Below are 15,520 nucleotides of genomic sequence, written 5' to 3' on the forward strand. Positions count from 1 at the left end.
GCGTCCCTGCAGGTGGGACCGTGCTGTCCGCGATGACCCCCCGCCCGGTAGCGTCGGCCCATGCCCTCACAGGTGCGGGTGGTCTGGGATCCCGGCTTCACCGCCTACAACTTCGGACCGGGTCATCCCATGAACCCGGTCCGTCTCGACCTGACGGCCCGGCTCTGCGACGCCCTCGGTGTCTTCGATCCCGACGACGTCGAGGTCTTCTCCCCGGACGTGCCGGGCGACGACGTCCTGGCGACCGTGCACACGGCCGACTACGTGGCGGCGGTCAAGGCGGCGTCGGCCGACCCGTCGTCGGCCGATCCGGCCTACGGACTCGGCACCGAGGACGACCCGGCCTTCCCCGGCATGCACGACGCGAGTGCCCGGGTGGTCGAGGGCACCCGCCAGGTGTGCGCCGACGTCTGGGAGGGACGCACCCAGCACGGCGTCAACTTCTGTGGCGGGCTGCACCACGCGATGGCCGGAAACGCCGCGGGGTTCTGCATCTACAACGACATCGCCGTGGGCATCCAGTGGCTGCTCGACCACGGTGCGCAGCGCGTCGCCTACGTGGACATCGACGTGCACCACGGCGACGGCGTCGAGCGCATCTTCTGGGACGACCCGCGGGTACTGACGATCTCGCTGCACGAGTCCGGCCGGGCGCTGTTTCCCGGCACCGGCTTCGCGGGCGACATCGGAGGCCCGAAGGCGCAGGGCGAGTCGGTCAACATCGCGCTGCCGCCTGGCACGGGCGACTCCGCCTGGCTGCGTGCGCTGCACTCCACGGCGCTGCCCCTGGTGCGGGCGTTCAAGCCGGATGTCCTGGTCACCCAGCACGGCTGCGACACCCACGCCCAGGACCCGCTGGCCCACCTGGCCATGTCGGTCGATGCCCAACGGGCGGCGGCGGAGTCGCTGCACCGGCTGTCGCACGAGGTCTGCGACGGCCGCTGGGTCGCCCTGGGTGGCGGCGGCTACGAGCTCGTGCACGTCGTGCCGAGGACGTGGACGCACCTGACCGCCATCGCTGCGCACCGCCCGATCCCGTTGACCGAGCAGGTGCCGCAGGACTGGCTCGACCACGTGCGCCAGGCCTTCGGCCGCGAGGGTCCCCGCCGGATGGGCGACCTGGACCCGGCCGACGGCCCGATCTGGCACCAGCCCTGGGACATGGGCTACAACCCCCACGACGAGGTGGACCGGGCCATCATGGCGACGCGTGAGTCGGTGTTCGGGCTGCACGGCCTGGACGTCTGGTTCGACTGACAGGGGTCGCCGGCGGAGTGACACCTCTGTGATTCACAGGACCTTGGCGGCGTGTCGACTGGACAAGTCGAAAGAGTTTTCCCCGTTGGCTTCCCCACGAGTCACATCAGCCCCTACAGTTCCTTCTGCACGAGCGTAGAGGTCCGCCGGACGGGAAGCCGGCGATGCGCGCGTGTAGAAGATCGAGGTAATCATGTCCAACGAGCGACAGCTCGCCGAGGTGCGGTTCCTGACCGTTGCCGAGGTGGCCTCGATCATGCGCGTGTCGAAGATGACGGTGTACCGCATGGTGCACGCTGGAGAGCTTCCCGCCATTCGCGTGGGACGGTCCTTCCGGGTTCCGGAGGACGCCGTGCACAAGTACCTGCGCACGTCCTACGTCGACACCGCCTGATTGGTGCTGACCGCACGACGACAGGGTGGGCCGGGACGAGAAGTCCCGGCCCAGCGGTCAGCGGTTGTCGACCGCGGTGACGTCCACCTTCACGTTCGCCCCGGTGTAGAGCTGCGTCACCAGGTAGACCGAGCCGGGCGGGATGACCGCCGACTCGTCAGCAGCCGACGTCGCCGCAGAGCCCGTCAGCTGGCAGGCGCTGTCCAGGAAGTACAGGTCGAGGTCGTGACCCGTTGCATCGTCCGCGTCGCTGGTGCCCTTGACCGAGACCGAGTGCAGCCCGTCGGAGAACCCGAGCGGGAACTTCGTGACCCAGCCGTCCGCGCCCTGGCTGGCCGGCGGGAACGTGCACGCGGTGTTCATCTCGGTGCCGGTCACGCCGAACACGTTCTGCAGACCGGTCGGGTCGCCCGCAGCCGGGTTGGGCGCGACGATCGTGCCCGAGTCGGTGTAGGCCGGGTCAGGCGTGACCGAGCCGTTGGCGACGGTCGCCCCGGCCCCGAAGACCTCGATGTCCGCCACCTGGGCCGACGTCGACGTGTTGCCCTGCACCGAGTCGATGAAGAACCGGACGTAGCCCGCCTTCACCGGCTTCGCCAGTGAGAACGTCGCGAAGTTGAGGTCCGGCGCGGTGGGCCGCGGCGCGGCATACGCGAAGCCACCGGTGCGGGCCGTGGTCCAGCTGACCCCGTCCGTCGACGTCTGGACCGTGAAGTCCTTCAGGGCGACGAAACGTGAGGCGTTGGTGGCCTTGAACGCGCTGACGCGCAGGCTGCTGACCGTGGCCGGAGCCGCGAGCTTCACCGTCACCCGCTGGTCCGGACCGGCGTTGTATGCCGTGGCGCCGGGCTTCGTGGACCACACCGACGCGGCGGTGTCGTCGAAGGCGAACTTGGCGGGAGCCCCGTCGTCCTCACTGGAGACGTTGACGATCTGCGCACCTGCGGCCGTGGAGGCCAGGTTGGGGGCGAGCTTGATCGTCCTGGCCGTGTTGCGTCCTGCCGTCACGGCGAAGGCGTCGATGGTCTGGACGCCGAACCCCGGTGCCTGGATGGTCAGCGGGTAGGTGCCTGCGAGCGCCTTGACACTGGCGCCGCCCGCGGAGCCGGTGCGGACGAGCGGGGTGACCCGGGCCTCGAACCGACCGAGGATCACCTTGGCGTTGTTGATCGGCTGACCCGTGGTCGCGTTGACGAGCGTCAGCGCGACCGTACCGTTCTTGGCCGCTGAGGGGTGGTCGAAGGCGGGGGTGGGGTCGGTGTCGTCACCGGTGTTCGAGTGGGCGCCGGCGCCGGCGCCGCGCTTGGCGAAGACCGACCAGATGAGGTCGGTGTTGTCACCGTGGTAGCGGTCGAGGTCGGCGGAGAGGATGCCGTCACGGGCGTCGAGGAAGCTCGGGTCCGGTGCGGTCAGCGGCATGCCGTCGGTGACCAGGCGGGCGGCGACCTCGGCTCCCTGGGTGGCGCCGTAGCGAGCCACCAGGGCCTTGCGCAGGTCCCACAGGGTCGCCGTCCAGATCTCGCCGTCGGCGTGCACCTCCGGACCGGTCAGGTCGTAGCCGATGTCCCCGAACGTGGTCGGGTTCTGGTCGTAGTTCCAGTTGCGGATGCCCCGCGCGGGGTTGCCGGTGACGTAGTCGCCGACGATCGGCTGGGTGAGCAGCCCGGTCTTGAAGCCGTGGTTGAGGGCGTACCAGTCCGACCAGCCCTCACCCATCGACCCCGCCTGCTGCGAGCCGAGCGCGCTGCCGCCCGCGACGTAACGGGTCGAGAGGCCGTGGGTGTACTCGTGCTGGATCACGCTCATGTCGAACGAGCCGTCGCGGTACGGCCCCTCGAAGGCGTCGTCGATGGGCTCCCACAGGAACATGCCGCTCCACGGGGGGATGCCGTCGTCGAGGGTGAGCATGTAGGCGTTGTCGCGGCCCGTGTAGGTCGGGTTGCCACCGGACGCGGCACCGGCCTGGACCAGCCCGCGGACCGGGTCACCGCCGTTGCCGCCGTTGCTCCCGTTGTCGAGCTGGAAGTTTCCGGCGGTCTCGGTGAACCCGAGGTCGTAGTACTCGTCGTGGATCCTGTTGTGCTGGAAGAACAAGTTGGTCGCAGCGGGGTTGAGGTCCTCGGCGTAGGACGGGGGGACCGTCTGCCCCTTGGTGGCCGCCCACTGGTTCGTGTAGGTGTAGCTGAAGTTCCCGGTCGGGGCGACCGGGCGCGGGGCGTTGTCCACCGGCCCGATGAAGTTGGACCAGTTGGCGTAGGTGTCGGCGTTGTTGCCGTATGTCGTGACGCCGGTGCCGAGCAGCCCGGTCGGGTCGACCCAGCCCTTTGGCGACTGCGTCGTCGGCCCGAACGACTGCTGCCGTGGCTGGCCGCCCTTGGCCGCGCCCGGGTAGTTGTCGTAGACCGTTCCCTGCGGGTCGCCCTCGAAGTCGACGACGGAGGTCCGGTAGAGGGTGCGCCCGGTGGTGCCGTCGACGACGACCTCCCAGGCCTCCTGCGGGCTCTTGATGAAATACACCTTGTATGCCGCGACGGGGCCGGCCTTGGTCCCGAAGGTCACCTTCTTGACGTACGACGGTCCGCCGAAGGGTCCGGCCGCGTAGGTGGTGTAGCCGGCCTGGGTGCCGCTCGCCTTGGGGGCGTAGGACACGTCCGGTGCGAGGCCACCGGCAACCTTCAGCAGCGCGGCTGCCTCGCCGAGCGCCCAGCCGCCGGTGAGGTTCGCACCCGGGGTGGGGTCGCCGGCATACGAGAGGACTCTGCCGTCCTTGGTGACGGCAACGTTGAGCCGCCCTCCGCGCGCAGCAGCGACGCCGTCGGCGGTCTGGACGAAGTCCACGACGTGCGTGCCGGTGGTGGGCAGGGCGTGGTCGCGCACCACGGCGAGCGAGTCGACCTGGGCGGTCGTGAGCCCGAAGGCCGCGGCGTTGGTGCGCAGCCAGCCACGGGCGACGTCCACGGCGGTGCCGGAGGTCGCCGACGTGAGGTAACCGTCAGTGCGCACCGAGCGAAGCGTGCCGAACCGCTCGTCCCAGGTGGCACGAGTGCCGCTGCCGGCCTTGGCGAGCAGGGCGGACGCGGCGTTGCGGGCCGACGTCGTGGGCACGACGGCGTCCTTCACCGCCCGGGTGTCCAGGGTCCTGCCGAGCGCGTCGACGGTGTCGCCGAGCGCGGGGAGGACCGGTGCACCGGGAAGGGCGGCGGACGCGGTGGACAGGGGGAGGGCGGTGGCCGCCGCGGTCAGCAGGCACACCCCGATTCCCAGTGGTCTGACAGAGGGGTGCCTGCGGGACATGGTCGACGTCTCCTGCGCTCTGCGGGCCCTCGTTGGCCCGGGTGGCCTGACAACGAGGGCTCCCCACGAGTGGTTACTGGCTGGTCATGTCGGGCTGACGCCCTCGTGGTGGCGGATCCCCGCCACGTGCGCCTCGGGGGCCTTGCCTGGACGTGGGTTTGGGTTGCAGGGTCGCGGGCCGCTAGAGTGACGTCCACAGTTCGGCGTGGTGCGTTGGTTCGTTGCCCCGTCCGGCAACACCGACCACGATCAAGAGGACACCATGGGCTCTGTCATCAAGAAGCGCCGCAAGCGCATGGCGAAGAAGAAGCACCGCAAGCTCCTTCGCAAGACGCGCCACCAGCGTCGCAACAAGAAGTGATCGAGGGCCCCCGCTGAGCGGGGGCCTTTTGTCTTGAGCGGGGGTAGGAGTGCGGCAGTCCGAAAGTGTGACGAGGCACGCGTCCACGGAAGGCGCACTCCCGTCGGCCGGGGCACGGCTCTCGGTAGGGTTGGCACGGGTCGCGAGCCTCGCGACCATCGGACCCCGCGGGAGGGATCGTGGCTGAGGTCGTCCTCGTGACGGGTGTCTCCCGCTACCTCGGCGGGCAGTTCGCCAGGGCCCTGACCCAGGACCCCACGGTCAAGCGCGTCATCGGCGTCGACGTCATCCCGCCGCCAGGGGACATCGGCCGGGCCGAGTTCGTCCGCGCCGACATCCGGAACCCGATGATCGGCAAGATCATCGCGCAGTCCGAGGTCGACACCGTCGTGCACATGAACGTCATCGCGACGCCGACCGGCGCCGGTGGCCGCACGTCGATGAAGGAGATCAACGTCATCGGCACGATGCAGCTGCTCGCTGCGTGCCAGAAGGCGTCCAGCATCAAGCGTCTCGTCGTGAAGTCGTCCGCGGCCATCTACGGTTCCAGCCCGCGCGACCCTGCGATGTTCACCGAGGACATGGGCCCGAAGTCGTTGCCCAGAGCGGGATTCGGCAAGGACTCGGTCGAGGTCGAGGGCTACGTCCGCGGCTTCTCGCGTCGCCGTCCCGACGTCGAGATCTCCATGCTGCGCTTCGCCAACATCATCGGTCGGGGCATCCGCACGTCCCTGACCGACTACTTCGCCCTGCCCGTCGTGCCGGTGCCCTTCGGCTACGACGCCCGCCTGCAGTTCGTGCACGAGAGCGACGCGATCGGCTCGCTGCTGCTCGCCACCACCGGCCCGAGCACGGGCATCACCAACATCGCCGGGGACGGGGTCATCACCGTGAGCCAGGCGGCGGGCATGGCCGGCCGGCCGATCATCCCCGTGCCGATGCCCGCTGCGGGCATCTTCGGAAACCTCGTGAAGCGGTCCGGGCTCGCCGACTTCAGCAGCGACCAGATCCAGTTCCTCGCCTTCGGTCGCGGGTTGGACACCCGACGGATGCGTGAGGTGCTGGGGTACGAGCCGGACTACACCACGCGGGCTGCCTTCGCCGACTATGCGCAGGGGGTCGGCTCGGCGATCCCGGGGGCCGGGATGTTCGGGTCGGCCGTCACCGGCGCCGCGGAGAGTGCCGCCGGCGCGATCAGCCACGTGTGGGCTGCAGGGAGGAACGACTGATGGCCTCGACGCCCAAGAAGCCGGCGAAACCCACCGCGCGCAAGGGCGCCCTCGCAGCGGGCGCCGCCAGGGCATCCGGGGAACGCGCCAAGCGCCGCAGCACGCCCCTGCTCGCGTCGACCACCCCGGCTGCCCCCGCAGCTGCCGCTCCCACGACAGCTCCCGCTCCCGCACGCGCATCTGCGTCGGCATCGGCCGCCTCGGCGACCACCCCCTCGACGGCCAGTGGCAAACACCGCCCGAGCCCGGTGGCCAAGGCGGTGCCAAGCCGCAAGGCGGTGTCCCGTTCCGGCGCCCGCACGACCCAGCCCAGCAAGGCCGCCAAGCCCGCCCGGCCACCTCGGGAGGTGACGGGTGCGGCCACGTCAGGAGAGCGGCATACCCCTGAAGCCAAGGTGCGCACCCTCAAGGCGGTGACGGACGAGACCGTCGTGCCGGTTGACGTGCCGGAACCGGCGACCTCTCGCAGCATCGCGCCGGGAGTCGAGGAGCTGCTGACTGCGGGCATCGCTGCGGTCCGGGTTGCCTCGGAGGCGGCGGGGATCTCGTCGGACGACGTCGAGCGCCACATCGCCTCGTTGCTGTCGTTCGTGCGGCGTCGGGTGACGGGCGACTACACCGTCGACGAGTTCGGCTTCGACGAGGACTTCACCAGGCACTTCTACCTGCCGATCCTGCGGCCGCTCTACCGGTCGTGGTTCCGCGTCGAGGTCCGCGGGATCGAGAACATCCCGACCGTTGGCGGCGGCCTGGTCGTCGCCAACCACTCCGGCACGATCGCCATGGACTCGCTGATGACCCAGGTGGCCGTCCACGACGAGCACCCTGCGCACCGTCACCTGCGGATGCTGGGTGCCGACCTGGTCTTCCAGACCCCCGTCGTCGGCCAGGTCGCGCGCAAGTCGGGCTCGACGCTGGCCGCGAACCCCGACGCCGAGCGGCTGCTGTCGAGCGGCGAGCTGTGCGGGGTCTGGCCCGAGGGCTTCAAGGGAGTCGGCAAGCCGTTTAGCGAGCGCTACAAGCTCCAGCGGTTCGGGCGGGGCGGCTTCGTCTCCGCTGCGCTCAAGACGGGCGCGCCCATCATCCCGTGCTCGATCGTCGGCGCCGAGGAGATCTACCCGATCATCGGCAACATGAAGACCGTTGCGCGGCTGCTGGGGGCGCCCTACGCGCCGATCACGCCCACCTGGCCCTTGCTCGGCCCGCTCGGGCTGATCCCGTTGCCCAGCAAGTGGATCATCGAGTTCGGCGCACCCGTGGAGACCGCAGACCTGGGGCCGAACGCCGCCGACGACCCCATGCTCGTCTTCGACCTCACCGACCAGGTGCGCGAGACCATCCAGCAGACGCTCTACTCCCTGCTCATGCAGCGCCGTTCCGTCTTCTTCTGACGGGGCCTGGCCCACGGGGCTGGATCAGGGCAGCGTGACTGAGGGCAGCGTGACTCAGGGCAGGGTGACTGAGGGCAGCGTGACTCAGGGCAGGGTGACTCGGGGCAGGGTGACCGTGACGCCGGGCAGCGTGACCGGGCCGAGGGTGCTGCTCGGGACCGCGACACTGCCGCCTCCGGTGCCGAGTGACGCCGAGGGCAGCGGCACGGTGACGCTGGCGGAGGGCACTCCCGGCACCGAAGCGCTGACGGTCGGCAGGCGCACGCTCGCGCCACCCGTCGACAGGCTGGCGCTGCCGCCACCGCCTCCGACGACCGCTCCGGAGCCGCTCGAGCCGCCGGGCAGCACGCCGCCCGCCGGTGCCGTCACTGCGGTGCTGGGCACGGTGATGCCACCGGACGCGCCGCTGGTCGGTGACGCGGAGGGACCCGAGGTGGTCGTGGCGCCGGGCAGCGAACCCGGGCCGACCGTCGACGCGAGATCCGCGCTGCAGGAGCTGCCGCAGGCAGCGATCCGTCGCGAGGTGCTCTCCTGCGTGTCGCGCAGCAGGGCCTCGAGCCGCCCGAGCGTCAGCAGCGATGGGGCGGGCACCTCGGCCTTCAGGGCGTCGACCTGAGGGAGGGCCCGCTCCGTGAAGTCGCGCATGGCGAGCAGGGAATGGGGGTTGCCGGTCGCGGCATACGAGGTGTCGAGCGCCTGCCGCCCCTTGCGCACGGTGTCGATGGCCCCCTCGAGCGCGACGTCGACGTCCGTGGGGTCCTCGCGGTCGGCCTCGGCCAGCTGACGGGCATCGGAGATGTGTCCCTGGGCCTGGGACAGGTAGGTCTGGCCGCGGTCGAAGTCGTTGTCGGCGAGCCGGACGGCCACGCCGTCCAGCCAGCTCTTCACGGGGTACAGCGCGTCACCGGGCACCGCGCTGCGGGAGACCGCGCCCACGATGCCGCCGACGAGCAGCGCCGAGGCGGCGGCGCCGGCGACCAGGCGGGGGAGGCCACGACCCACCAGGACCACGACGGGGGTGTTGCGGGAGGCGGCACGACGGGAGGCCGCGGCCTTGGCAGCGACCGGGCTGGGCGCGGGCATCCGTGCGGCCTCGGCCATCAGCCGCTCGCGCAGGGTCGTGACGAAGACGGTGTCCGGAGCCGGGATGGTCGGGACGAGGTCCACGAGGTGACGGCTGGTCTCGACGAGCTCGACGAGGTGCGCATCGGTGATCCGCTCGCCTTCGAGGGCGCGCTGGAAACGGTCTGCCGAACGGTTCAGTACTGGCATGTCGGCTTCTCCCTCCCCAGCCCTGCGGTGTCCCCGGTCATGATGTCCCCGGTCATGTGGTCGGTGAGCGTGTTGTCACCGAACGTGTGTCGTGCTGAGAACGAGGTGCGATGCCGGAAGTTACGCGTCGCCACGTAGCGAAACCTGGAGGTCTCAGATGTCGACATCAGCGAGCTCCCGGTGCAGGGCGCGCACGGCGCGCAGCTGGAGCTGCTTCACTGCGCCCTCGGACTTGCCGAGGACCTTGGCGGTCTCCGCGAGGGTCAGTCCCTGCAGGAACCGGAGCACCACGCACTCGGCCTGCTCGGGCTTGAGACCCTTGACGGCGGCGAGCAGGCGCTGGTCGCGCAGCCGGTCCAGCACCTCCTGGTCGGGGGCGTCCACGCGACGGTCGGCGTCGAGCATGTCGGCGGTGGTGACCTCCATGCGGAAGCGAGCCGACTTGGCGTTGTCGGTGATCAGGTTCCGCGCGATGGTGATGAACCAGGCCGCGATGTCGCGGCCCTGCCAGGAGAAGGAGTCCATCCGGCGCAGTGCACGCAGGAAGGTCTCCGAGGTGATGTCCTCGGCCAGCTGCTTGCCTCCCACCCGCACGTAGACATAGCGGTAGACGACGTCGACGTAGCGTTCGTAGAGCATCCCGAACGCCTCGGCGTCGCCACGCTGGGCCAGCTCGACCAGCGCGGAGATGCGTTCGAAGTCCTGGGGCGCCTCACCCGGCCCGAAGCCGGCGCGCGCAGCCGAACCGCCGCCTGAACCTTCGTGGCCACCTCCAGACAGGGTGCCGGCCGTGCCGGCCTCGCCGGCGAGGCTCAGCAGCACTCGCAGGGTGCCGAGGAAGTCCGCCGTGGCCGCTCCCATGCCGTGGTCACCCACCGTGGCGTAACCGAAGGCCGGGCGGCTCGTTGCCCAGAGCGGACCCTGGTCTCCGGCCCAGTGGGCAGCACGAGGGACCGCGAGTCGTCTCGCGGCGCTGCGTGGTGAACGAATCCGGATCGGGGCCTCCTTGATCGGACAGTTTCCCCGATATCTGCCAGATTGTCAGGAGACCTGCGACACATCTCGGTATGCCGCGGTGTCCAGCGAGCCCCGTGGGGCGGGTGAGGCGCCCGCTACCGCGACCGGCGGCGGCGAGCGGCCGTGGCGCCCACGCGGCATACGCTCGGGGTGTGTCCGCAACCCCCACACCCGCCGAGGTGCGCATCACCCTGGTCAGCAAACCGGGGTGCCACCTGTGCGATGAGGCGCGGGCCGTCATCGAGCTCGTGGCCGCCGACCTCGGGGTGGGTTGGGTGGAGCTGTCGATCGAGGACGACCCGTCACTGAAGGAGCAGTACTGGGAGCAGATCCCCGTCACCTTCGTGGACGGGGGCCAGCACGACTACTGGCGGGTCGACGAGACCCGGCTGAGGAGCGCGCTCACGAGCACGAAGTGACGTGGATCACGCGGGTCCTGAGACGGACGCTTGTGACTTTGTGCATCCGTTCACAAAAGCGTAATCTGGCCGGGCTCCCATCCGCTCCAGCCAGGCGCGGACTGCCCGTGATGAGAAGGAGCCGGAAGAGACTGTGTCTGCCGACCCGAGCGCCCGTCGGGGTATTCCCGACGCCACGGTCGCACGGCTACCCGAGTACCTCCGAGCCCTGACCGGCTTCGCGGAGCGCGGGATCACGTCGGTGTCCTCCGAGGAGCTGGCCTCCGCCGCGGGCGTCCGCAGTGCCAAGCTCCGCAAGGACCTGTCCCACCTCGGGTCCTACGGCGTGCGCGGGGTCGGCTACGAGGTCGACCACCTCGCCTACCAGATCTCCCGCGAGCTCGGCCTCACCCAGGACTGGCCGGTCGCCATCATCGGGATGGGAAACCTGGGCCACGCGCTCGCGGCCTACAGTGGCTTCGCCACGCGCGGGTTCCGCGTCGTCGCCCTGCTCGACCAGGACTCCGCCCTGCTGGGGCAGGAGATCGCCGGGATCACCGTGCAGCCGATGGGCGCCCTCGCGTCGCTGGTGGCCGACCAGGGCCTGGCGATCGGCGTCATCGCGACGCCCGCCGCGTCGGCGCAGGACGTGGCCGACCAGCTCGTGGCGGTCGGGGTGCGCTCGATCCTCAACTTCGCCCCGTGCGTGCTCGTCGTGCCCGACGACGTCGACGTCCGCAAGGTCGACCTCTCGACCGAGCTGCAGATCCTCGCCTTCCACGAGCAGCGCAGGGCGCTGGCCGCCGAGGGCGCGCTCGACCAGGTCTCCGCCGGCTCGCTCGACCACGTGGCCCAGGCGGTCGGCCGATGAGCCTGGTCATCCTGGGCCTGTCCCACCACACCGCGCCGCTGCCCCTCCTCGAGGCGATGTCGCTCGACGCCGACCGCCGGCGCGCGCTCTCCGCCGGCCTCACCGGCCGCGAGAACCTCTCCGAGGCGATCGTCGTGTCCACGTGCAACCGCACCGAGGTCTATGCCGAGTCGATGACCTTCCACGGTGCGGTCACCGACATCTCGGACGCGCTCACCGAGGTCACCGGCGTGGGTCGCGACGAGCTGCGCGAGCACCTCTACGTGCACTACGAGGACCGCGCGATCGCGCACGCGTTCACGGTCGCCTGTGGCCTGGACTCGATGGCGGTCGGTGAGGCCCAGATCCTCGGCCAGATGCGCACTGCCCTGCGCGAGTCGCAGAAGTACGGCCACGCCGGCCCGGCCCTCAACACCCTCTTCCAGCAGGCCCTGCGCGTCGGCAAGCGCGCCCACACCGAGACCGGGATCGACGCCGTGAGCGTCTCCCTGGTCGAGGCCGGCCTGGCCCGCGCGGAACGCGAGCTCGGGTCCCTGGCCGGGCTCAAGGTCCTCGTCGTGGGCGCCGGGGGCATGAGCTCGCTGGCCGCCACGACCGTCTCGCGCCGCGGCGCCGCCGGACTCACGATCGTCAACCGGACGCTAGCCAAGGCGATTCGGCTCGCCGAGCGCACCGGCGGCACGGCTCGCCCCCTCGACGACCTCGCGGCTGCCCTGGCCGGCGCCGACGTCGTCATCTCCTGCACCGGGTCGACCGGCGTGGTCGTCGACCTCGCCAGCGCCGGCGATGCCCAGGTGGCCCGCGCCGGGCGCCCGCAGGCCTACATCGACCTCGCCCTTCCCCACGACGTCGCCCCCGAGGTCGCCTCCCTGAGTGGGGTCACCCTCGCCGGGCTGGGTGCGCTGGGGGAGGAGCTCTCCGGAGGCCAGACCCCGCCCCAGGTGCGCGAGGTTGCGGACCTCGTCATCGGTGAGGTCGCGGCATACCTCACCTCGCGGGCGGCGGAGACCGTCGCACCGACCGTGGCGGCGCTGCGGTCGCACGCCGCCGACGTCGTCGCGGGCGAGCTCAACCGGCTCGACCAGCGGCTCCCCGACCTCGACGACGTCGTCCGGGCAGAGGTCCAGCTCGCCGTTCACCGCATCGTCGAGAAGCTGCTGCACACCCCCACGGTCCGCATGAAGGAACGCGCCGTGGGCGGTGAGGGCGCCGACTACGCGCAGGCCCTGCGTGAGCTGTTCGACCTGCGTCCCGGCGAGGCCGTCATCGCGTCCGTGCCCCCGCCAGAGCGTGGAGGTATGCCGTGAGCGCACCTGCCGCCGCACCCCTCGCCCTGCGTCTGGGCACCCGACGCAGCCCCCTGGCCACGACCCAGTCCACCGGGGTGGCCGACCTGCTGCGCGCCCGGGGTCATGCGGTCGAGCTCGTGGAGATCGTCACCGAGGGAGACACGTCGACCGCCTCGCTCGCCTCGATCGGCGGGACCGGGGTGTTCGCGGCCGCCCTTCGCCGCGCCCTGCTCGCGGGTGAGGTCGACCTCGCTGTGCACTCGCTCAAGGACCTGCCGACCACGCCCGAGCCCGGTCTGGTCGTGGCAGCCCTCCCGGTCCGTGAGGACCCGCGCGACGTGCTGGTCTCCTCGGGCGGTCGCACCCTCGGTGAGCTCGGCGAGGGCGCGGTCGTCGGCACCGGCTCGCCGCGGCGCGTGGCCCAGCTCGCGGCCCTCGGGCTCGGGCTGTCGTTCAAGGACATCCGCGGCAACGTCGACACCCGCATCGGGCTGGTCAGGGACGGCGCCCTCGACGCCGTCGTGCTGGCTCGCGCGGGTCTGGCCAGGCTCGGGCGGCTCGATGAGGTCGCCGAGGCGATCGACCCCCTCCAGATGCTGCCCGCCCCCGGCCAGGGTGCACTCGCCGTGGAGTGCCGGGCCGACGACGACATCACCCGCGCCGCGCTGGAGGTCCTCGACGACCCCGACACCCGCGCGTGCGTGACGGCCGAGCGTGCTGTCCTCGCGGCCCTCGAGGCCGGCTGCTCGGCACCGGTCGGAGCGCTGGCCGAGATCGTCGAGGGTGAGGACGGGCTCGAGCTGTCCCTGCGTGCCTTCGTCGGTGCCGTCGACGGGTCGTTCGACCTGCGCCGGTCCCTCGTGGGCGGCGTCGACGACGGCGAGGCCCTCGGCCGCCGGCTCGCCGCCGTGCTGCTCGAGGACGGCGCCGACCTGTTGCAGGGACCCGAGGACCGCCCCCCTGCCCGACCGGTGCCGCCCGGCACGGGTCCCTCGAGCGCCGTCACCGACGGACTGACACCAGACCCAGCCGAGGCGAACGGACCAGCTCCGCTCGCCGCCCCCGACCGCCACCCAGAACACGACAGCACGGAGCGTGCACTGTGAGCCCCACGCGCTCGACCCAGCCCACCACCCACCAGACCCCTCGTCAGAGCCGGGTCCCGGGACGCGTCGCCTTCGTCGGCGCCGGCCCCGGCGACTCCGGACTCATGACCGTGCGGTCCCTGGAGTTCCTCGCCGCAGCCGACGTGGTCGTCATTGACCAGGTGGCTCGTGAGGACGTCGTTGCCCGCTACTGCCGTGCGGACGTCGAGATCATCGACGCCGGCCACGGCGAGCACGGGCAGCCACTGACCCACGCCATGAGGGCCAAGCTCGTCGTCAAGGCCGCCAAGTCCGCCACCGGCGGCTTGGTCGTCCGGCTCATGGACGGCGACCCGGGCACCTTCAACGGCCTCGCGGAGGAAGCCCTCGCCTGCCAGAAGGCCGGCATCGGCTTCGACATCGTCCCCGGGGTCAGCGCGGTCTCGGCCGTCCCGGCCTACGCGGGCATCCCGCTGACGTCGAGCAGCTCGCCGGCCGTGCACGTGATCTCCGCCAACGACCGGCACGTCGACTGGTCGGCCTCGGTGGCCGACTCGGTCACCGTGGTCCTGCTCGGCCAGCCCGAGGACCTCGGTGTCGCGCTGGGCAAGCTGCTGGGGGCGGGTCGGTCGGCCGACAGCCCGGTAGCCCTCACCGAGCGCGGCACGACGATCCGTCAGGCCACCCGCGTCACGACCCTGGGTGAGGTCGCCAAGGTCATGAAGACCCTGGAGTTCCCCGCCCTCGCGGTGGTCGGCACGACCGTGGCTCTCCGCGAGAACCTGTCCTGGTTCGAGACCAAGCCGCTGTTCGGCTGGAACGTCCTGGTGCCCCGCACCAAGGAGCAGTCCGGCTCGACCATCGCCCGGCTCGAGTCCTTCGGTGCGACCGCCGAGGTCGTCCCCACGATCTCGGTCGAGCCGCCGCGCACGCCCCAGCAGATGGAGCGTGCGGTCAAGGGCCTGGTCACCGGTCGCTACGAGTGGATCGGGTTCACCTCGGTCAACGCCGTGAAGGCCGTGCGGGAGAAGTTCGAGGAGTTCGGGCTCGACGCACGGGCCTTCGCCGGGCTCAAGATCGCTGCGGTCGGTGGCGTGACCGCCGCGGCGCTGCGCGAGTGGGGCATCGTGCCCGACCTCGTGCCGTCCGGCGAGATGTCCGCCAACGGGCTGCTCGAGGAGTGGCCGCCGTTCGACGAGGTGCTCGACCCCATCAACCGGGTCTTCCTCCCGCGCGCCGACATCGCCACCGACACCCTCGTCGCAGGCCTCCAGGAGATGGGCTGGGAGGTGGACGACGTCACGGCATACCGCACGGTGCGCGCCGCTCCGCCGGCCGCCCACATCCGTGAGGCCATCAAGGGCGGGCAGTTCGACGCAGCGGTGTTCACGTCGTCCTCGACGGTGCGCAACCTGGTCGGCATCGCCGGCAAGCCGCACCCGTCAACGGTCATCGCGTGCATCGGTCCGGCCACGGCCAAGACGGCCGAGGAGCACGGCCTGCGGGTCGACGTCCTCGCGCCCGAGGCGTCGTCCGACTCGCTCGTCGACGCGCTGGCCGACTACGGCCTGGGGCTGGCAACCGCTGCCGCGGAGGCGGGCGAGCCCGTGGTGCGTCCCAGCGCCAAGAAGTCGGCGTCACGCCGCCGGGCGAAGTAGCCGT

Annotated in this window: 13 protein-coding genes; 10 read left to right on the forward strand and 3 right to left on the reverse strand. The window is 71.2% G+C overall.

The window, feature by feature from the left end; translation table 11 throughout:
* Positions 1-60 precede the first annotated feature (60 nt).
* Both AC1DS4_RS11905 and AC1DS4_RS11910 read left to right on the forward strand, forming a co-directional pair.
* The gene (locus AC1DS4_RS11905) at positions 61-1,257 is read left to right on the forward strand and encodes an acetoin utilization protein AcuC (protein ID WP_477633260.1); all 1,197 of its coding nucleotides are present in this window, start codon (positions 61-63) and stop codon (positions 1,255-1,257) included.
* A 193-nt stretch (positions 1,258-1,450) separates the two neighbouring features.
* Entirely contained in the window at positions 1,451-1,651 is a 201-nt protein-coding gene (locus AC1DS4_RS11910) for a helix-turn-helix domain-containing protein (protein WP_056915613.1), read from the forward strand.
* 57 nt (positions 1,652-1,708) lie between these two features.
* Here the strand turns inward: AC1DS4_RS11910 and AC1DS4_RS11915 are convergent, their stop codons facing one another.
* A complete protein-coding gene (locus AC1DS4_RS11915; RefSeq protein WP_477633259.1) occupies positions 1,709-4,945 on the reverse strand; it encodes a M36 family metallopeptidase in 3,237 nt (1,078 codons plus the stop codon).
* Between the two features lie 262 nt (positions 4,946-5,207).
* Here AC1DS4_RS11915 and AC1DS4_RS11920 point away from each other — a divergent pair, with 262 nt between their 5' ends.
* From AC1DS4_RS11920 to AC1DS4_RS11930, 3 genes are all read left to right on the forward strand, one after another.
* On the forward strand, positions 5,208-5,306 hold the full coding sequence (locus tag AC1DS4_RS11920; protein ID WP_003792170.1) for a 30S ribosomal protein bS22: 99 nt from the start codon (positions 5,208-5,210) through the stop codon (positions 5,304-5,306).
* 179 nt (positions 5,307-5,485) lie between these two features.
* Positions 5,486-6,535 (forward strand): NAD-dependent epimerase/dehydratase family protein, encoded by a 1,050-nt coding sequence (locus AC1DS4_RS11925; RefSeq protein ID WP_477613761.1) that lies wholly within the window; start codon positions 5,486-5,488, stop codon positions 6,533-6,535.
* Positions 6,535-7,926, forward strand: coding sequence for a lysophospholipid acyltransferase family protein (locus AC1DS4_RS11930; protein WP_477633258.1), 1,392 nt, complete (start codon positions 6,535-6,537; stop codon positions 7,924-7,926). The genes AC1DS4_RS11925 and AC1DS4_RS11930 overlap by 1 nt, the downstream gene beginning before the upstream one ends.
* Positions 7,927-8,010: 84 nt before the next feature.
* On the opposite strand, the gene AC1DS4_RS11935 is transcribed toward AC1DS4_RS11930, so the two are convergent.
* Positions 8,011-9,198 carry a DUF5667 domain-containing protein gene (locus AC1DS4_RS11935; RefSeq protein ID WP_477633257.1) on the reverse strand — a complete coding sequence of 396 codons (1,188 nt, stop codon included), beginning with the start codon at positions 9,196-9,198 and terminating at the stop codon, positions 8,011-8,013.
* Positions 9,199-9,351: 153 nt separating this feature from the next.
* Positions 9,352-10,059, reverse strand: a complete 708-nt coding sequence (locus AC1DS4_RS11940) for a sigma-70 family RNA polymerase sigma factor (RefSeq protein ID WP_477613758.1) — start codon at positions 10,057-10,059, stop codon at positions 9,352-9,354.
* Positions 10,060-10,367: 308 nt separating this feature from the next.
* Here AC1DS4_RS11940 and AC1DS4_RS11945 point away from each other — a divergent pair, with 308 nt between their 5' ends.
* The 5 genes from AC1DS4_RS11945 (at position 10,368) to AC1DS4_RS11965 (ending at position 15,516) form a co-directional block, all read left to right on the forward strand.
* Positions 10,368-10,634 (forward strand): glutaredoxin family protein, encoded by a 267-nt coding sequence (locus AC1DS4_RS11945; RefSeq protein WP_477633256.1) that lies wholly within the window; start codon positions 10,368-10,370, stop codon positions 10,632-10,634.
* A gap of 133 nt (positions 10,635-10,767) precedes the next feature.
* Entirely contained in the window at positions 10,768-11,484 is a 717-nt protein-coding gene (locus tag AC1DS4_RS11950) for a redox-sensing transcriptional repressor Rex (RefSeq protein ID WP_477633255.1), read from the forward strand.
* Positions 11,481-12,791: a glutamyl-tRNA reductase gene (locus AC1DS4_RS11955; protein WP_477633254.1), complete on the forward strand. Its 1,311-nt coding sequence runs from the start codon at positions 11,481-11,483 to the stop codon at positions 12,789-12,791. Before AC1DS4_RS11950 ends, AC1DS4_RS11955 begins: the two co-directional genes overlap by 4 nt.
* On the forward strand, positions 12,788-13,879 hold the full coding sequence (gene hemC / locus AC1DS4_RS11960; protein WP_477613754.1) for a hydroxymethylbilane synthase: 1,092 nt from the start codon (positions 12,788-12,790) through the stop codon (positions 13,877-13,879). The genes AC1DS4_RS11955 and hemC overlap by 4 nt, the downstream gene beginning before the upstream one ends.
* Positions 13,876-15,516, forward strand: coding sequence for a bifunctional uroporphyrinogen-III C-methyltransferase/uroporphyrinogen-III synthase (locus tag AC1DS4_RS11965; protein ID WP_477613753.1), 1,641 nt, complete (start codon positions 13,876-13,878; stop codon positions 15,514-15,516). Before hemC ends, AC1DS4_RS11965 begins: the two co-directional genes overlap by 4 nt.
* The last annotated feature ends 4 nt before the right edge of the window (positions 15,517-15,520 follow it).

The sequence above is a fragment of the Pedococcus sp. P3_C7 genome, from assembly GCF_056402615.1.